Origin of the sequence: Streptomyces longispororuber (assembly GCF_014656095.1) — a bacterium.
Lineage (GTDB): Bacteria > Actinomycetota > Actinomycetes > Streptomycetales > Streptomycetaceae > Streptomyces > Streptomyces longispororuber.
In genome coordinates this window covers 15497-35178 of record NZ_BNBT01000090.1, presented here as the reverse complement: position 1 = coordinate 35178, position 19682 = coordinate 15497, and the positions used below count along the sequence as shown (strand labels likewise).

Sequence of the window (19682 nt, the reverse complement as noted above, 5' to 3'; positions counted from 1 at the left end):
GGGCTTCGCCGACCCCCAGGCGGGGTGGAACGACAACTCCGAGGCGCAGTACCGCCTGGCCCGCGCGCTGCGCGCCCGCGGCGTCGGGGCCGAGGACCTCGTCGCCCTGGCGCTGCCGCGCTCCGCCGACACGGTGGCCGCCCTCCTCGCCGTCCTGGCCGCGGGCGCCGCGTTCCAGCCCCTGGACCTCACCCACCCGCCGGAGCGGCTGCGCGAGCTGCTCGACGACACCCGGCCCGCGCTGGTCCTCACCGACGGCACGCCCTGGACCACCCTCTTCGACGGGACCGCCGTCCTGCCGTACACCACCCTGCTCGACGAGGCCGCGGACCTCTCCGGCGCGCCGCTGCGGGACGCCGAACTGGCCGTGCCCCGCCACCCCGAGCACCTCGCCTACGTCATCCACACCTCCGGGTCGACCGGCCGCCCCAAGGGCGTGCTCGGCCGGGCAGGCGCCCTCGCCGCGCTCCTGCACCACCAGCGCTCCACGGTCGTCGCCGAGGCCGAGGGCGCCACCGGCAGACCTCTGCGCGTCGCCCACACCTACTCGTTCGCCTTCGACTCCGCCTTCGACCACCTGGTGTGGCTGCTGTGCGGGCACGAACTCCACCTGTACGACGCCGAGACCGCGCGCGACGCCGACGCCCTGCTCGCCGCGTACGCCCGCGACGGCGTCGACGTCGTGGACACCACGCCCTCGATGGCCGCGCCACTCGTCGACGGCGGCCTCCTCGACCGGCGCCCCGCCCTGCTCGTCCTCGGCGGGGAGGCCACCCCGCCCGCCCTGTGGCGGCGCGTGGCCGCGTCCGGCGTCACCGCCCGCAACATGTACGGGCCGACCGAGGCCACCGTCGACGCCACCACCGCGCGGATCGACGGCGAGGCGCCCACCATCGGCCACCCCCTCGCGGGCACCCGCGTGTACCTCCTGGACACCGCGCTCCAGCCGGTACCGCACGGCACGCCGGGCGAGCTGTACCTGGCCGGACCGCACCTGGCCCGCGGCTACCTCGGCCGGCCCGGGGCGAGCGCCGAGCGCTTCGTCGCCGACCCGTTCGGCGCGCCGGGCGAGCGGATGTACCGCACCGGCGACCTGGCCCGGTGGGTGCCCGGCCGCGGCCTGGAGTACCTCGGCCGGGGCGACGGACAGGTCAAGATCCGCGGCCACCGCGTGGAGACGGGCGAGGTCGAGGCCGCGCTCGGCGCGGTGCCGGGCGTCACCGCGGCCGCCGCCGCGGTCCGCTCGGGGCGCCTCGTCGGCTACGTCGTCCCGGGCCCGGGCGCTCCGGCCGCCGGGGACGCCGGGGTTACCGGTGCCTCAGAACCGACCGGGCACATCGGGCTCACCGGGCACACCGGGCTCACCGGTAAGGACGTACGCGCCCACCTGGCCGGGCGGCTGCCCGAGCACATGGTGCCCGCGGCCGTGGTGGTGCTCGACCGGCTGCCGGTCACGCCCAACGGCAAGCTCGACCGCGCCGCCCTGCCCGCGCCCGCGGCGCCCCGGGGCGGCCGGGAGCCGCGCACCGACCGCGAGCGGCTGCTGTGCGCGGTCCTCGCCGAGGTCTTCGAGGTCGAACGGGTCGGCGTCGACGACGACTTCTTCGCCCTGGGCGGCGACAGCATCACCGCCATCACCGTCAGCAGCAGGCTGCGCGCCCGCGGCCTGGAGCTGCGCCCCCGCGACCTCCTCGCCCGCCGCAGCTTCGCCGCCCTCGCCGCAGGGGCCGCCCCGGTGCAGGACACCGCAGGACCGGTGGACGACCCGACCGGACCCGTGCCCGCTCCGCCGATCGTGCGCGCCCTGCTCGACCCGCACCCGGACGTGGAGACCGTCGCGGGCTACGCCCAGTGGACCGCCCTGCGCGTCACCGGCCTCACCCACGCCGACCTCGTCACCGGCGTGCGGACCGTGCTCGTCCACCACGACGCGCTGCGGCTGCGGGCCACCGGCGACGGCCTCGACGTGCTCCCGCGCGGTGCGGTGCGCGCCGCCGTGGAAGAGGCCGAGGACCAGGACGTGACCGCCCTCGCCCGCCGCCTCGCGGACGAACTGGACCCGCGTACGGGCGACTTGCTGCGCGCGGCCCTGGTCCGCACCGGCGACGGCGGTCCGGACCTGCTGGTCGTCGTCGTGCACCACCTCGCCATGGACGGCGTGTCCTGGCGCGTCCTGCTGCCCGACCTGCACACGGCCTGCGCGGGCGGCACCCCCGCCCCGGTCGGCGCCTCCTGGCGGCGGCACGCCACGCTCCTCGCCGAGCAGGGCGCCACCGGCGCGCGCCGGGGCGAACTCGCCCACTGGCGCACGGCCCTGGCCGCCGCGACCCGCCTCGGCCCCCGGCCCCTGGACCAGCGCCGCGACACCGTCGCCACCGCCCACCGCTCGGTCACCGTGGCCTCGCCCGAGGTCACCGAGGCCCTGCTGACCACCCTGCCCGCGGCCTACCGCGCGGGCGTCGACGAGGTGCTCCTGGCCGCGCTCGTCCTCGCCCTGCGCGACCACGGCGCGGGCGGCGGCGCGGTGACCGTCACCCTGGAGGGCCACGGCCGCGAACACCTCGACCTGGCCCGCACCGTGGGCTGGTTCACCAGCGAGTACCCCGTCCGCGTACCCGCCACGGGCGACGTGGGACGCGTGCTGCGCGCCGCCAAGGAAGCCCGCCGCGGCGTCCCCGACGGCGGCGTCGGCTACGGCGTCCTGCGCCACCTCGACCCCGAGGCCGGACCCGAGCTGGCGGCCACCCCGCCGCCGGACGTGCTCCTCAACTACCTGGGCCGGTTCGCCCCGCTGACCGGCACCGGCTGGCACCTGCCCGAGCGGGACGCCTTCGCGGTCGTCGAGCCCGCCGCCAAGGCCCTGGAACAGGTCCTCGCGCTCAACTGCTTCGTCCATGAGGGAGACCTCGCGGAGGAGTACGGGGCCGCCCACGCAGACGGCCACGAGGAGAGCGCGCCCCGCCTCGCCGTCGAGTGGACCGCCGCCACCGAGGTGCTCGGCACCGACGCCGTGGCCGCCCTCCAGGACTCCTGGACCCGGGCCCTGGACGCGCTGGCCGCGCACGCGCGCCACACCACCGGCGGGCTCACCCCCTCCGACCTGCCCTTCGTCGACCTCGACCAAGACGCCATCGACGCCCTGGAGCGCACCGGCGGCAGCGGGCGCCTCGGTCGTGTCGCCGACGTCCTGCCCGCAACCCCGCTCCAGGTCGGTCTCTCCTTCCACACCCTGGTCCGCGACGACCACGACACCGACGTCTACGTCGTCCAGGCCGTCACCACCCTCGTCGGCGAGCTCGACCCGGACTGGATGGCCGAGGCGGCGCGCGAACTCCTGCGCCGCCACCCGGCGCTGCGCGTGTACCTGGCCGCGGCCGGTGACGACGTCGTGCAGGTGGTCCCCGCCGACGTCACCCTGGACTGGCGCCGGGACGACGACTTCGCCGCGGCCGCCCGCGCCGACCTGGAGCGGCCCTTCGACCCGGCCCGGCCGCCGCTGATCCGCTTCCTGCTGTCCCGCGTCGGCCCCGACGAGCACCGGCTGGTCATCACCAACCACCACGCCCTGCTCGACGGCTGGTCCATGCCGCTGGTCGGCCGCACCCTCCTCGCGCTCTACGCCGAACTGGGCGGCGGCCCCGCCGCCCCGGCCGCCCCGCCGCTGTCGGAGTACTTCCGCTGGCTCGCCGACCGCGACCACGAGGCGGCGCTGGACGCCTGGCGCACCGCCCTGGCCGGCGTCGACGAGGCCACGCGCCTCGCCCCCGCGTCCACCGCCACCGGCGTCGAACGCCCCGGGCGCGTGAGCCTCGGCCTCGGCCGGGAGTTCAGCGACCGGCTGCGCTCCTTCGCCCGCGAGCAGGGCGTCACCCTGACCACGGTCCTCCAGACGGCCTGGGGCCTGCTCCTGGGGCGCCTCACCGGCCGCCGTGACGTCGTGTTCGGCTGCCCGGTCTCCGGACGGCCCGCCGAGGTCGACGGCGTCGAGGCGATGATCGGCCAGCTCGGCACCACCGTGCCCGTCCGGGTGCGCCACACCCCCGGCCGCTCGGTATGCGACCTGATGGCGGACGTGCACGCCGAGAGCGTGGCCCTCGCCGAGCACCACCACGTCGGCCTGCCCGGCATCCAGCGGGCCGTCGGCATCGGCGAACTCTTCGACACCATGCTGGTGATGGAGAACTTCCCGCTCTCCAGCCGCAAGCGCACCCCGCTCGCCCCCGGGCTCGACCTCGCGGGCGTCGACATCACCGACGCCACGCACTACGCCCTCACCGTCATCGTCATCCCCGACGACGAGATCACCCTCGGCCTCGGCTACCAGCCCGGCGCCTTCGCCGAGTCCACCGTGCGCGACTACGGCCGCTGGCTGCTGCACCTCCTGCGGGAGATCACCGCCGACCCGGACCGCCCCGCCCTCCGACTCGGCACGCTCGACGCCGACGAGCGCGCCCGGATGCTGCGTACCGGCACGGAGGTCGTCCCGGCCAAGGCCCGCGGCCCCTGGCTGGAGGAGTTCGCCGCCTGGGTGCGCCACAAGCCCGACGCCGAGGCCCTGGTCTGCCGCGACCGCGCCCTCAGCTACGCCGAACTCGACCGCCGGGCCAACCGGCTCGCCCACGCCCTGATCGCGCACGGCGTACGCCCGCAGGACCCGGTCGCGGTCCTGCTCGGCCGGGACGTCGAGATGACCGTGGCGCTGTTCGGCGTCGCCAAGGCGGGCGCGGTGTACGTACCGCTGGACCCGGCCTACCCGCGCGAGCGGCTCGCGTACATGCTCGACGACATCGCCCCGGCCGCCGCCGTGACCACGGGGGCCGAACTCCCCGCCGCGCGCGACATTCCGGTGCTGCGGCTCGACGACCCGGCCACGCTCGCCGACGTCCCCGACACCGACCCCGTCCAGGCCCGCGCACGGCTCACCGAGGACGCGCTCGCCTACGTCATCTACACCTCCGGCACCACCGGGCGGCCCAAGGGCGTCGGCGTGACCCACCGCGGCGTACCCGACCTGATCGCCCTCCAGGAGGAGGTCGTCGGCGTCACCGAGCACGACCGGTACCTGCACTTCGCGTCGACCAGCTTCGACGTCGCCTTCTGGCAGACCATGGTCCCGCTGCTCTCCGGCGGCACGTCCGTCATCGCCCCCGAGGAGGTGCGCGTCCCCGGCGACGAACTCCTCGACTACATCGCCGAACACCGGGTGACCGGCGTCAACCTGCTGCCGTCGTTCCTGGCCGCCATGCCCGACGACCGCACCGTCCCCGACGACGTGTTCTTCGTCGTCGGCGCCGAACGCCTCGACCCCGAGCTGGCCCGGCGCTGGGGGAGCGGCCGCAAGGCGCTGTTCAACGCCTACGGGCCCACCGAGGTCACCATCAACTCCGTGACCTGGCACTACGACCCGGACGACCCCGGCCCGCTGCCGATCGGCCGCCCCGACCCCCACGTCCGCGCCTACGTCCTCGACGGCGGGCTCCAGCCCGTCGGCACCGGCGTCACCGGCGAGCTCTACCTCGGCGGCCCCAGCCTGGCCCGCGGCTACCTCGGCCGCCCCGCCCTGACCTCGGAGCGGTTCGTGGCCGACCCGTTCGCCGCGTCCGGCGAGCGGATGTACCGCACCGGCGACCTGGTGCGCTGGCGCCCCGACGGCCAGCTCGTCTTCCTCGGCCGCGTCGACCACCAGGTCAAGATCCGCGGCTTCCGCGTCGAGCTGGGCGAGATCGAGTCCACGCTCACCCGCCACCCCGACGTGCGCGCCGGAGCGGTGCTCGTGCGCGACGACCGGCTCGTCGGGTACGTCATCCCGACCGACGGCGCCGACCTCGACCTCACCCGCGTCCGCGCCCACCTGGCCGCGGAGCTGCCCGACCACATGGTGCCCGCGGCGCTCGTGGAGCTGGACCGGCTGCCGCTGAGCCCCACCGGCAAGCTCGACACCGCCGCCCTGCCCGCCCTCGAGGTGGCCGCGACCGCGCGGCGCGCCCCCGCGACCGAGGCCGAGGCCGTGCTGCTCGACGTCTTCCGGGACGTCCTCGGCACCGACGACATCGGCCCCGACGACGCCTTCTTCGCCCTCGGCGGCGACAGCATCGTGTCCCTGCAAGTGGTCTCGCGCGCCCGCCGCCGCGGGCTCGGCCTGACCGCCCGGGACGTCTTCGAGGGGGAGACCGTCGCCGGGATCGCCGCCCGCGCCCGCACTTTGGACGCGGACACCGGGCCCGCGGTCGGCGACGCGCCGCTGACCCCGCTCATGCGCGACCTGCTGCGCCGCGCCGGGAGTGCCGCCGACGGCTTCTGCCAGTGGGTGGAGGTCTGCGTCCCGCCGGGCGGCGACGAGGCCGGCTGGCAGGCCGCGCTCGACGCGGTCCTCGCCCGCCACGACGTGCTCCGCGCCCACCTGGCCGACGACGTGCTGCGCATCCCGCCCGTCGGCGCCGTCACCGGCGCCGACGTCCTGACCCGCGTCCGGGCCGGGGACGACCCGCGGACCCAGGTCGACACCCACGTCGCCGCGGTCCGCGCGGCCATGGACCCGCGCACCGGCCCGCTGCTGCGCGCGCTGTGGGTGGACGCGGGGCCCGCACGCCCGGGCAGGCTCGTCCTGGTCGCCCACCACCTGGTCGTGGACGGCGTGTCCTGGCGCGTCCTGCTCGACGACGTACGCCACGCCCACTCCGGCTCCGCGCCGGCCCGCCACGGCCAGTCGTTCCTCGGCTGGGCCAGGTCGCTGCGCGCCGCCGACCGCGGCGCCGAACTGCCGCACTGGCGGCGGATGACCGCCACCGAGGCGCTCACCCGCCCGCTCGACCCCGCCCGCGACACCGTGGCGACGGCGGCGCACCACGAGCTCCGGCTCGACGCCGACGCCACCCGCGCCCTGATCACCACCCTGCCCGCCGCCCACCGCACCACCCCCGACGCCGTGCTGCTCACGGCGCTCGCCCGGGCGGTACGGGACTGGCGCGGGACGCCGGACCTCCTCGTCGCCCTGGAGAGCCACGGCCGCCCGCCGCACGTCGACCTGTCCCAGACCGTCGGCTGGTTCACCGCCGTGCATCCCGTACGCCTCCACGCCGACGACGACGTCCCGGCGGTCAAGGAGCGTCTGCGGGCCCAGGGCGACGGCCTCGGCCACGGCATCCTCACCGCCGCGGGCCTGCTCGACCCCGCCCGGCCCGAGGTCGCCTGGAACTACCTCGGCCAGTTCCCCGGCGCCCCCGACCGGGAGACACCGTGGCAGGCGCCCCCGGACGCCGACCCGCTCGGCTCCGGCGGCACCGGCGACCTGCCCCTGCCGCACGCCCTGATGGTCAACGCCCTCGTGCGCGACGACGCCCTCGGCATCCGGATCACCTGGCCGTCCGCGCTGTTCACCGCCGCCGAGATCGAGGACCTCGCCGGACACCTGCGGACCGCGCTCCTGCGCATTGCCGCCGCACCGGAGCTCACGGCCCTCGGCGGGCGTGCGGTCGCCGAGGTGCAGCCGCTCACCCCGCTCCAGGAGGTGATGCTGCGCCACGCGCGCACCGAGCGCCCCGACCCGTACACCGTGCAGTCGGCGTTCTCCCTCGCCGGGCCGCTCGACACCGACGCCCTGCGCGCCGCGGGCACCGACCTGCTGGCACGCCACCCGAACCTGGGCGCCGTGTTCCCCGCGGACCTCGCGGTGCTCCCCGCGGCGCCCCGCCCGGACTTCCGGGTGGTCGACGGGCCCGCCGACGCGGCCCTCGCGGCCGACCTGGCCGAGCCGTTCGACCTCGCCGAGGGCCCGCTCGTCCGCCTCACCGTCATCCGCCGCGCACCAGAGCTGAACGACCTGGTCCTGACCACCCACCACGTGCTCTCCGACGGCTGGTCGGCGCCGCGCATCCTCACCGAGCTGTTCGCCCTCTACACCGCGCGCCTCCAGGGCCGGGAGCCGGACCTGCCCGCACCCGTGCCGTTCGGCACCTACCTGAGCTGGCGCGCCGACCACGAGCCCGACCTCGACGCCTGGGCCGCCGAGCTGGACGGCCTGCCCGAGGGCGACTACCTGGTGGGCGCCGCCGAGCCCGGCGCGGCCTGGCAGGAACCCGAGGTCATCGCGTTCGACGCGGCCCTCGTGTCCGGCCTCGCCGACCTCGCCGCCCGCCACGGCCTGACGCTCAACACCCTGGTGCAGGGCGCCTGGTCGGTGCTCCTGGCGCGGCGCTCGGGCCGGGCGGACGTCTGCTTCGGCGCCATGGTCGCCTGCCGTCCCCCGGAGCTGGCGGGCGTGGAGGAGATCATCGGCCTGCTGGCCAACACCGTGCCCGTACGCGCACGGCTCACGGGCACCCTCGCGGAGGCGCTCGCCGCCCTCCAGTCCGGCCAGCGGGCCCTGGTCGAGCACCACCACGTGGCCCTGACCGACCTGGAACGGCTCACCGGACGCCACCGGCTCTTCGACAGCCTCGTGGTGTTCGAGAACTACCCGGTCGACCCGGAGCGCCTGCGCGCGCCCGCCCCCGGCCTCACCGTCGTCGGCACCCGCTTCCGCGAGTCCACCCACCACCCGGTGACCCTCACGGTCATGCCGGACGGCGACGGCTGGACCGGCGTGCTCGCCCACCGCGCCGGGGTGGACACCACCGGGCTCGCCGAGCAGCTCCTCGACCTGCTCCGCACCCTCGGCGACCACCTCGACACCGACGTACGCGCCCTGCTGGAGACCCGATGACCGGCACCGCCGCGCCGCCCGGCGCCCGGATCGACGCGCCCCTGCTGCGGATCGCGTTCATCCTGGTGCTCGGCACCTTCATGGCCACGGTCGACGCCACCATCGTCAGCGTCGGCATCGACACCCTCGCCGACGACTTCGGCGCTTCCCTCACCGAGATCCAATGGGTCTCGACCGCCTACCTGCTGGCCGTCGTGGCCGCCGTGCCCGCCTCCGGCTGGCTCGCCGACCGGTACGGGGGCCGCCGGACGTGGCTCGCCGCCGTGGGGGTGTTCCTGCTCGGCTCGGTGCTCTGCGCTCTGGCCTGGTCGGCGGCCAGCCTGATCGCGTTCCGCGTCCTCCAAGGGCTCGGCGGCGGACTCCTGCCCGCCACCGGGCAGGCGCTCCTCGCCCGCGTCGCGGGCAAGGAGCGCACCGGCCGGGTGATCAGCGTCGTCGCGGTCGTCCCACTCCTGTCGCCCGTGCTCGGGCCGCTCGCCGGCGGCTCCCTCCTCGGTGTGGCGCCCTGGCCGTGGCTGTTCCTCGTCAACCTGCCCATCGGCCTGGCCGCGATCCTGCTCGCCCGCCGCCACGTGCCCGAGGTGCCGCCGTCGCCCCGGCGCGCCCCCTTCGACCTGCGCGGGGCGGCCCTGCTCTCGCCGGGCCTCGCGGTGCTCGTGTTCGGCCTGACCGAGGTCTCCCACGGCCGCGCCCTGCCGGCCGCCCTCGGCATCACGGCGGGCCTGGCGATGCTCGCCGCGTTCACCGCGCACGGGCTGCGCACCCGGGGGACACCGCTGATCGACCCGCGGCTCTTCGCCCGGCCGCCGTTCGGCGCCGCCGCCCTCGCGCTGCTCGTCCTCGGCGCGTCGGTGTTCGGCACGATGTTCCTGCTGCCGCTGTACTTCCAGACCGGCCGGGGCCTGTCGGCGTGGGAGGCCGGACTGCTGCTCGCCCCGCAGGGCCTCGGCGCGGCGGCCGGGTCGGTGCTCGTCAACCGGGCCATCGACAAGGCCGTACCCCGGACCCTGGTGGTCACCGGCATCGCGCTGATCCTCGCGGGCACGGTGCCGTTCACCCAGCTCGGCCACGAGCCCCCCGGCGCCGTCATCGCCACGGCGCTCGCGGTCCGCGGCGTCGGCATGGCCATGGTCGGCGCGCCGGTCATGAACATCGTCTACAGCCGCATCGAACCCGCGCAGCTCCCGCGCGCCGCCGGAGCGCTCAACATGCTCAACACCGTCGGCGGTTCGGTCGGCACCGCGGCCCTCGCCGTGGTCCTCCAACAGCGCCTCGAAGCCCGGGGCCCGGACGTCTCCGGGGCCTTCGGCGACACCTTCTGGTGGGTGCTCGGCTTCTGCCTGTTCGCCGCCGCGGGAGCCACCAGGCTGCCGCGCACCCCAAGAAGCCCTGAGTAGGTGTCTTTGAACTCTGGCCGTGAGGCGGGGACGGCTGGATGATCTGCGGTGTGAGGGCTGGCGGGGCGGCTCGGCGGTATTGCCGGGAGTGTGGTGATGCGCTGCCGGTGACGATGGCGGCGGCTGCGGTGTTCTGCTCAAGTCGGTGCAGGTCACGGCGGTGGCGGAGGATGCGGCGGACACGGTTGCGGGTGGCTGCGATCCAGCGGGGTGAGCAGGCGGAGTGTCCGGTGTGCGGGCGGTCGTGGACGGTGGGGGTGGAGCGGGCGAAGTCAGCACGGTACTGCTCGGACCGGTGCCGTGTGCGGGCCTGCCGGCAGCGGCGGGCGTCGCGTTTGGGTGTTGCGGAAACGCCGTAGGCGAACGCCTCGCCCATCTCACCAACACCCGTGATTTTACAGGGCGTTGGGTCGCCTATGGGGGTGCTTCTGGTGCTCCGGGGGCGCGCTCTGTCTGCGCCGGGCGGGTGGTCGGTGACCGGGGTCGGTGTCCCTTTTCGACCGGTTGCATCCTGGGCGGCCGGGCCGGGCCCCGTGAGGGCGGTGGTTGCCATGACCGAGGTGAAGGACCGGGTCGGGAACGTCACCCGGCAGCGTTACGTACAGCTCGTCGTGCAGGCCAAGGAGCTGATCGCGCAGGTCGCCCGCGCCCAGTTTTCCCTGGGCGACATGGCCTTGGAGATCGAGCCGATGCGCCCGGTGGGCGGGTCGGTGCCCACCGGGACGGATGATCTGTTCACGGTGGCGGAGTCGCTGCAGCTGTTCGCGGACGATATCGGCGTGGAGCGGAGCACGGTGGAGGACTGGCGCTATACCGCCAACCGGTGGCTCACGGGCAAGCGCAAGGAGGGGGTGTCGTTCACCGTGCACCGCATCCTGGCCTCGGTGGCGGATGAGGCGGAGCGGTGGGCGGCGATCGAGGACGCGCCGTTCAATCCGCGCACCGGAGCGAGGCAGTGGACGCCGGACGGCGCCAAGCGCGTGGTGGGCCAGCGCGTCGACCGGCCGGTGACGGTGGATGAGAAGGTCGCAGCCGTCGCCGACCTGACCCGGGATGACGAGGTCGCCGCCCAGGTGGCCACCGATCTGCTGAAGCGGCCGACGGTGAGCGAGCACGTCCCTCCGGCCGAGAAGATGCGGGTGGTCACCGAGCTGACCCGCGACGAGGCCACCGCGCAGGAAGTCACCCGGGACCTGCTGCGCCGGCCGGCCGTGGCCCGCTCGACGATGCGGGACGACACCACGCGGATGCTGGTCAACCGCGCTCAGTTCGACAACACCGCTGAGAGCCGCGAGAAGATCCGCGAGCGTGTCCCGGCCGTCCGCAAGATCGAGCACACGCTGGAGTACGTCGATCTGGTGGGATCCTGCCACGGCTTCGTCGCCACGCTGGGGCGGCTGGTGCCCAAGATGCGCGGCCAGCAGTTCACCGACGACGAACGCGCGACCGTGCGGCGTCAGCTGGCCCGGGTCCGCACCGCGGCCGACTGGCTGGAGGGGGCACTCGAGCACGGCGAGTTCACCCTGGACGAGCAGCTCACCCAGCTCCTGAAAGGCGAGTAGGCCATGCCGCGGCGCCCGCCGCGGCCGCGGGAGGCCCGGCCGTTGTCCGAGCACTACGGCGACCTGGTCCGCGTCGCGCTGATGGAAGCCAGGCCCGCGGGCCTGCACACCTACCAGCTCATGGTGGCCACCCGCCTGACCCGCTCCCAGGTCGCCCGGGGAGTGCGGCATCTGCGCGATGTCGGCGCCGCCGAGCGCCTGACTCCGATCATCTGGCGGCGCAAGGACGGCTACATGTTCTCCGAGGACCCAGCGGACTGGATCGAGTACGAGAAGAAGCAGCTGGCGCAGATCCTGGGACGGCTGACCCGGATGATCACGGGGACGCTCGATCCGCACCTGGCCCGCTACCCCGACGACGAGTGGGCCCAGCTGGTCACCGACCAGCTCACCGGGGTCCGCTCGACCCTGGCCCAGCTCTCCAAGCCCTCCCGCTCCTGACCCGAGCCCTGCCATGCCGACCGCTGCCCGCCACCGGCCCCGCCGCTACCCTTCCGACACCACGCTCGCCGAGTGGGCCCTGATCGAACCGCTGCTACCGGTCGAGGCATGCCGGACCAAGACCGGCGGGCACCCCGAGAAGTGGCCCCGGCGCCAGATCGTGGACGCCATCCGCTACCTGGTCGACAACGGAACGAAATGGCGGGCCCTGCCTGCGGATTTTTCGCCCTGGCAGACCGTGTACGGATTTTTTGCGCGATGGAACCGGGCGGGTGTGGTCACCTTCATCCGGGACCAGCTGCGACGGCACATCCGCGCCGGCACGGGCCGCTGCCCCTTCCCGGTGACGCTGATCGTCGACTAGCAGTCGGTCAAGGCGGCCTCCACCGTCGGCCGGGACAGCCGCGGCTATGACGCGGGCAAGAAGACCAACGGACGCAAGAGACACATCGTGGTCGACACCCTCGGCCTGCCCGTGATGATCACGGTGACGGCCGCAGACGTCCGCGACGAGATCATCGCCCGGGACCTGTTCTGGCGGCTGCGGCTCACCCACCCCCAGATCACCCAGGTCTGGGCGGACACCGCCTACGCCCGTGACCTGCTGCCCGCCTGGACCGCAGGCCGCCTCTGGATGTCCCTGCGGCCCGTGCTGCGGCCCAAGAGCTCCACCGGCTTCGTCGTCCTGCCCCGGCGCTGGAAAGTCGAACGGTCGATCGGCTGGATCATGAACGCGCGCCGCAATGCGCGCTTGCCCCAGCATGCCGAAGCTCACCTGAACTGGGCCTTCATCACCCTCTTGACCCGGCGCCTGACCCGCAAAGGCCCTCACACGGACAGATGGACGAAGAAACCTCGCCCGGCCGCCAGCTGAGCCGCTAGCTCACACCGCGCACAGCGACGCCCCTGCCCCACCGCCCCTGCCCACCCGGCAGCACGCGGACGTCCCGGGGCCGGCCCGCGGTACACCCTTGGCGGGTTTACGAGGAGGCAAGGAGATTGTCATGCCGCTCGTGAGCACGCCCCTGCGCGCAGTCCAGGTGGTACTGGTAGCGGTAGGTCTCCTCGCACCACGTCAAGAACCCGTCCGTCATATGGGGCAGAGACATCGCGCACTGCCGTGCCGCCGTGATGTGTCCCGGATCGACACCTGCGGCAGCAAGTTCGCCCGGCAAGCGGCGTTCTGCATCACGAAAAGCGTCCATGGTCACGGCTAAACGCTGCAAGGCGTAGTCGACCGCTTGTGCCGTGGACAGGCCGAACTGTCGTCCCGCCACCAGAACCAGATTGTTGATCTCCCCGGAGGCAGCCTCTGCGGGGTGCGAAACCAGGTCATTGCCCAAGGCAAACACCATGACAATGGCATCCACCGCATTCCGCCATACTTCGGTGACGTATACTTCAGCCGGCAAGTCGACGGATTCCTCAAGCTCGACCAGCACCGCGTAGAAGTCGATCCCGACACTGAGCCGCCGCACTGCCGAATACTGCTCAACGGTGAGGTGAGGCTCCGCCAGCAAGGAACACTCCTGGCACATGCCCTCCAGGTACCGCTCCACGTTGCGGCAAAACCGCTCCCACTGCTGCGGAGACATAACCGTGCGAGTGCGGTCGCACAGGTCGGCGGTGGCCTGCACGAGGCCTGCCGACATGCCCTCGTCTCCACCCGCAGCCGCCTCCGGTGCCCGGCCTTGGCTGAGCACGGGCCGAAGCTGGGACATCGCCTGCGACCACGCTCTTGCGTCGAGGCCCAGGACGCGGGTGTGCTGGTCGTCCGTCAAGAACCCCCAGGCAATCCACTGCGCACACAGGGCGAGGATCTCCGCGGCGGAGCGCGGGTAGGCATAGCTGGCACAGTTCCCGTACCGCATGCGGCTGAAAAGCTCTTCGTCTCCGACGATGCCGTACTGCACCGCCCAGTTGCGGGTCTGCTCCTCGGCATATGCGGCGTGCGGACTGGACGCAGGTGGCGCCTCTGAGCAGAAGCGGGGTATCTGAGTCGGCTGCATGGTGACTTCCTCTCATTTTGGCCGCGCCGGAGTGCAACCCGCCAGGGGGCGTTCCTCCAGCCAAACCTCCGCTTCGGCTACCAGAAAGCCCTGTGCGGCCTGAGCTGTGTGCACGTGTTGAATTCACACGCCTTTGTCAGCGTTACTCCACCTCACGGCCGGAGTTCAAAGACACCTACTGAGACGGCGGCCGGGCGGCCCAACCACCCGGCCGCACCCGGACGTCCCCCCGTTCCTGGCCGACCTCCGCGGCGACGTCCGTACCCGGTACGAGACGGCCGTGGCCCGGGCCGGGACGCAAGCCGGACAGCGCCCAGGGACGCAGCTTCCTCAGTTTCCGGCTTCCCCCCGCGAGCGCTGTCTCGTCCGGGTGGGATGCCGCAGACCCTGCTCCTTCACCGGCCGGTGCGATCAGCCTGCCTCCGACCCCGCGCGCTCGCCGCTCAGCCGTACGGTCAGACGCTCCCGCAGCGCGACACCCTCCGCCCCCGGCAACTGCTCGTACACGACGAGAGCCTCGGCCCAGCAGGTCCGGGCCGCCGCTTCGCTGTTCCGCCTGGACCGCTTCGCCCGGCCCGCGCTCGTCGCCGCCCACGAGGCGGTCCGGTCCGCCGGGCCGCATCCGGCCGCCGGGGACGGGGCTCGCGTCGGCGTCGTGCTCGGCACCGGTCCGGGCGGTGCCGCGGGCGGGAGGAGCAGGCCCGGCGCCTGCGTCCTCGCGGGCGGTACGGAGGCGCCCCTGACGCCCATCACCGTGGCCGACTTCCACCACCTCGGTGTGCTGTCCCGGTGCGGTGACGACCCCGCGCCCCTTCGACGCGGCCCGGGACGGCTTCGTCATCGCCGGGGTGGCCGCCGTCCTGGTCGGGTGGGCCTCCACCACCGACGCCCACCACCCCACGGCACCGCACCCCGAGGGCGCGGCCGCCAAGCGAGCGGGCGGCTCAGTGAGGCCCCTCCCCGTCCAGGTCGCCGGGGGCGAGGTCCGGGCGCAGCCGGTGCCACACCGGCTGGCGCAGCAGGCCGGTGCGGGTACGGGTGGAGTAGCTGATCTCCGCGACGAGGCGGGGCAGCACCCAGTGGGCCTCGGCGCCGCGTGCGGGGGGAGGGGGCGTGAAGGGGCAGGTGTCCTGGGCCGCGACGGCGAGGAGCTCGGCCAGGTGGGCGCGTTCGCGCTCGCTCCACCCGGTGCCCACCGCGCCGATGTAGCGCAGCGCCCCGTCGCGGACCTCGCCCACCAGGACCGCGCCCGGCAGCCCGCGCAGCCGCCCCTGCCCCGGCAGCCAGCCGCCGACGACCGCGTCGACGGTACGCACGTTCCGCACCTTGACCCAGGCGCGCGAACGCACCCCGGGCTCGTACACCGAGTCGAGGCGCTTGAGGAGGATGCCCTCCAGGCCGAGCGAGCGGGTCAGTTCCAGCGCCTCCCGGCTGCGCCCGGACACCGAGGACGGCACGGACCAGGAGGGCCCCGGAGCCACCAGGCGCGTCAGGTGCGGGCGCCGCTCGGCGTAGGGCAGGGAGGTCAGGAGCCGCCCGTCGAGGAACATGACGTCGAAGAGGACCAGGTGGGCCGGGGCCTCGGCGGCGAGCCGCGCCGCCCGCCCCGGGGACGCGGCCAGGCCCATGCGCGGCTGGAGGCGGGCGAAGTCGGGTCTGCCCCGCTCGTCGAGGACCACGATCTCGCCGTCCAGGACCGCCGGTGCGCCCACGCTGTCGCCGAGCCCGGCGAACTCGGGATAGGCCGCGGTGATGTCGGCCCCCGAGCGCGAGCGCAGCAGCACCGAGCCGTCCCCGGCCAGGTACACCACCGCCCGCTGCCCGTCGTACTTCGTCTCCGCGCTCCACAGGTGCTCGGCCCGCGGCGGGGGGAGCGGGCCCGTGGAGGCGAGCATGGGGTCGATGCGCGGCAAGGCGGCCATGATCCAGCCATGGCCGGGCCGCCCCGCCCCCACACGCGGACGGCACGGGTGTCGCCCGGACAGGCCAGCGGCGGGCGGCACTCATCAGGTCCGGGCACCCCCGGGTCGTGGGGGGGGCAAACAAAAGGCGAGGGATATCACCCTCCTTGATGAAGGGGGATCGATTCAGCAGCCACGTTCGGGTGACTCGGCACGGCTCATCGGGTGCGACGGCAGACACTGACTGAGAGTCCATCCGGCTGACTGAGAGTCCATCCGGGTCAGAGGCATACTTCGAGGGACAGGGGACGCTCATGCGCCGTATCGCCGTGACAGTGGGAGCCCTGGCGGCTGCCGTCACGCTGGCTTTCGGCACCACCGGCTCCGCGTACGCAGCAGAAGGCGTATTGGTCGTCGGCGGTGTCGCGTACGTGGACCCCAGCCGCTGCTACGACACGGATGCCCGGCCCCTGACGGTCGACAACCACACGGATGAGGTCGCACTCGTCTTCTCGGGGCCGGACTGTACGGGCACCCTCCTTGAGCTCGTCGCTCCGGGCGAGAGCACCGTGTCGGAGTTCGGCACGAGCGTCTACGTCGATTGACCAACGCATCGGCGGGGCGGGCGGAGCACGTGAGCCGTGTGCGACGACGCTCCGCCCGCTCACCGGCAGCCCCTGCGGAGCGGGCGGCGCCGTACGCAGGCCCCGCGCGGCAGCGCCCAGCGCGGGGCAGCGGTGAGCCCAAGCGGCGGTGCGCGGGGGAGTGGGCCCCGTCCGCTATGTGAACGGCTGTTCCCCCGCGGCGCGGGCGCAACTAGGCTGACCGCGCAACTGGTTCGCCCCGTCAGCCGGACGGGCGCGTCGTAAGAGGGAACCCGGTGGGAATCCGGGACTGCCCCGCAGCGGTGAGAGGGAACGACCGCCGTCATACGCACTGGGCCCGACGGGCCCGGGAAGCGACGGCCAGTAGGAGCCCGCCCGCCTTCAGCCGAAGGCGGCGGACGCGCCCCCGAGTCCGAAGACCTGCCCGTTGCCCGTGCGCGGACCCCCGCGCGCGGACATCCCGGTGACCTCGAGGGCGGGTCGGCGACCACATCCGGCGGGCAGCCACGCATTCCGGCGTGCCGCGGCCCGACCGGTCCGTCACCCCTTCGCGCGTTCGCGCGCACGTGCTCCGCAGCGCGTTCCCTCGCCCCGCCGCCGGGACCGTACGCCACACGCTCGCGAAGGAGAGTCACGTGACAGCGAAGTCCGCAGCCGCGGCAACACGGGCCACCGTGTACGGCTACCCCCGCCAGGGCCGGGACCGGGAGCTGAAGAAGGCCGTCGAGGGCTACTGGAAGGGCCGGGTCACCGCCGAGTCCCTGCACCGGACCGCACGGGAGCTGCGCCGCGCGAACTGGCGGCAGTTGACCGAGGCCGGGATCCACGAGGTGCCGACCGGCGACTTCTCGTACTACGACCACGTCCTGGACACCAGTGTCATGGTCGGTGCCGTCCCCGCCCGCCACCGCGCGGCCCTCGACGCCGACGCGCTCGACGGGTACTTCGCGATGGCCCGCGGCACCCAGGACGCGGCGCCCCTGGAGATGACCAAGTGGTTCGACACCAACTACCACTACCTGGTCCCCGAGCTGGGGCCGGACACGGTGTTCACGGCCGACTCCGGCAAGCAGGTCGCCGAGCTCTCGGAGGCCCTCGCGCTCGGCCACACCCCCCGCCCGGTCCTGGTCGGGCCCGTCACCTACCTGCTGCTCGCCAAGCCCGCCCCCGGCGTCGACCCCGGCTTCGCGCCGCTCACCCTCCTCGACCGGCTGCTGCCCGTGTACGCGGAGGTCCTCGCCGACCTGCGCGCGGCCGGCGCCGCCTGGGTGCAGCTCGACGAGCCCGCCCTCGTCCAGGACCGCACCCGGGCCGAACTGGCCGCCGCCGCGCGCGCCTACCGCGACCTCGGCGCCCTGACCGACCGGCCCAAGCTCCTCGTCGCCTCCTACTTCGACCGGCTCGGCGAGGCCCTGCCCGTGCTCGCCCAGGCACCGGTCGACGGGCTCGCGCTCGACTTCACCGGGGCCGCCGCCGCGAACCTGGACGGCCTCGCCGCCGTCGGCGGACTGCCCGGCAAGCGCCTCGTCGCGGGCGTCGTCGACGGCCGCAACGTCTGGATCGACGACCTCGGGCGCTCCCTGAGCACGCTCGGCACCCTGCTCGGCCTCGCCGGCCAGGTCGACGTGGCCGCGTCCTGCTCGCTGCTGCACGTACCGCTGGACACCGCACCCGAGCACGACATCGACCCGCAGATCCTGCGCTGGCTCGCCTTCGCCCGGCAGAAGGCCATCGAGGTCGCCACCCTCGCCCGTGGCCTCGCCCAGGGCCCCGACACCATCGCCGCCGACCTCGCCGCCAACCGCGCCGACCTCGCCTCCCGCGCCGCCTCCCCGATCACCCGCGACCCGGCGGTGCGCGCCCGCACCGCCGCCGTCACCCCCGCGGACAGCCGCCGCCGGGCGCCGTACAAGCAGCGGGCCCGCGCCCAGCGCGCGCACCTGGACCTGCCGCCGCTGCCCACCACCACGATCGGCTCCTTCCCGCAGACCGCCGGCCTGCGCGCCGCCCGCGCCGACCTGCGCGCCGGACGCGTCGACACCGCCGCCTACGAGGAGCGCATCAGGACCGAGATCCGGGACGTGATCGGCTTCCAGGAGAAGACGGGGCTCGACGTCCTGGTCCACGGCGAGCCCGAACGCAACGACATGGTCCAGTACTTCGCCGAACAGCTCACCGGCTACCTGGCCACCCGGCACGGCTGGGTCCAGTCGTACGGCACCCGCTACGTGCGGCCGCCCGTCCTCGCCGGGGACGTCTCCCGGCCCGGGCCGATGACCGTGCGCTGGACCTCCTACGCCGCCTCCCTCACCGACCGGCCGGTCAAGGGCATACTCACCGGGCCCGTCACCATGCTCGCCTGGTCGTTCGTCCGCGACGACCAGCCCCGCGCGGAGACCGCCCGCCAGGTCGCGCTCGCGCTGCGCGACGAGGTGCGCGACCTCGAAGCCGCCGGCACGTCGGTCATCCAGGTCGACGAGCCCGCGCTGCGCGAGACGCTGCCGCTGCGCTCCGCCGACCGGCCCGCCTACCTGGCCTGGGCCACCGAGGCGTTCCGCCTGACCACCGGCGGCGTCCGCGACACCACCCAGATCCACACCCACATGTGCTACGCCGAGTTCGGCGACATCGTGCGGGCCATCGACGACCTGGACGCCGACGTCGTCAGCCTGGAGGCGGCCCGCTCCCACATGCAGGTCGCCCGCGAACTGGCCGCGCACGGCTACCCGCGCGAGGCCGGACCCGGCGTCTACGACATCCACTCCCCGCGCGTGCCGAGCGCCGGGGAAGCGGCGGCCCTGCTGCGCGAGGGCCTCGCGGCCATCCCCGCCGCGCGCCTGTGGGTCAACCCCGACTGCGGCCTGAAGACCCGCGGCTGGCCCGAGACCCGCGCCTCCCTGGAGAACCTGGTCGCCGCGGCCCGCACCGTCCGCAAGGAGCTGGCGGGGGAGTGAGCCGGGCGCGGGCCGGGGCGGTCACCACCCGCCCCGGCCCGTACGCCGCGTCCGGCGCCCGCGCCTTTGTGGTCCTTCCGCGGACCCGGCGCTGCCGGAGCCGTCCCGCTCC

General features: G+C 74.4%; 8 protein-coding genes, 1 pseudogene and 1 riboswitch. Of the genes and pseudogenes, 7 read left to right on the top strand and 2 right to left on the bottom strand.

The genetic code is table 11. The features are described 5' to 3' along the window. From IE330_RS24610 to IE330_RS24590, 5 genes and pseudogenes are all read left to right on the top strand, one after another. The coding region (locus IE330_RS24610) for a non-ribosomal peptide synthetase (RefSeq protein ID WP_190138287.1) at positions 1 to 8701 on the top strand (8701 nt) is incomplete at its 5' end. After that, positions 8698 to 10098 carry an MDR family MFS transporter gene (locus tag IE330_RS24605; protein WP_190138286.1) on the top strand — a complete coding sequence of 467 codons (1401 nt, stop codon included), beginning with the start codon at positions 8698 to 8700 and terminating at the stop codon, positions 10096 to 10098. The genes IE330_RS24610 and IE330_RS24605, both read left to right, overlap by 4 nt. Positions 10099 to 10649: 551 nt before the next feature. Then, positions 10650 to 11660, top strand: coding sequence for a DUF6192 family protein (locus IE330_RS24600; RefSeq protein ID WP_229925892.1), 1011 nt, complete (start codon positions 10650 to 10652; stop codon positions 11658 to 11660). 42 nt (positions 11661 to 11702) lie between these two features. Next, entirely contained in the window at positions 11703 to 12101 is a 399-nt protein-coding gene (locus IE330_RS24595; RefSeq protein ID WP_229925891.1) for a hypothetical protein, read from the top strand. Between the two features lie 13 nt (positions 12102 to 12114). Next, positions 12115 to 12975: pseudogene (locus IE330_RS24590) on the top strand (IS5 family transposase). A gap of 106 nt (positions 12976 to 13081) precedes the next feature. Here the strand turns inward: IE330_RS24590 and IE330_RS24585 are convergent. After that, positions 13082 to 14110, bottom strand: a complete 1029-nt coding sequence (locus IE330_RS24585) for a terpene synthase family protein (protein ID WP_190138284.1) — start codon at positions 14108 to 14110, stop codon at positions 13082 to 13084. 944 nt (positions 14111 to 15054) lie between these two features. Next, complete coding sequence (gene ligD, locus IE330_RS24575; protein WP_190138283.1) at positions 15055 to 16032, bottom strand: non-homologous end-joining DNA ligase; 978 nt, start codon at positions 16030 to 16032, stop codon at positions 15055 to 15057. 293 nt (positions 16033 to 16325) lie between these two features. Here ligD and IE330_RS24570 point away from each other — a divergent pair, with 293 nt between their 5' ends. After that, positions 16326 to 16616, top strand: coding sequence for a hypothetical protein (locus IE330_RS24570; RefSeq protein ID WP_190138282.1), 291 nt, complete (start codon positions 16326 to 16328; stop codon positions 16614 to 16616). 212 nt (positions 16617 to 16828) lie between these two features. Next, positions 16829 to 17058: riboswitch (cobalamin riboswitch) on the top strand. A 193-nt stretch (positions 17059 to 17251) separates the two neighbouring features. Next, the gene (metE, locus tag IE330_RS24565; RefSeq protein ID WP_190138281.1) at positions 17252 to 19570 is read left to right on the top strand and encodes a 5-methyltetrahydropteroyltriglutamate--homocysteine S-methyltransferase; all 2319 of its coding nucleotides are present in this window, start codon (positions 17252 to 17254) and stop codon (positions 19568 to 19570) included. The last annotated feature ends 112 nt before the right edge of the window (positions 19571 to 19682 follow it).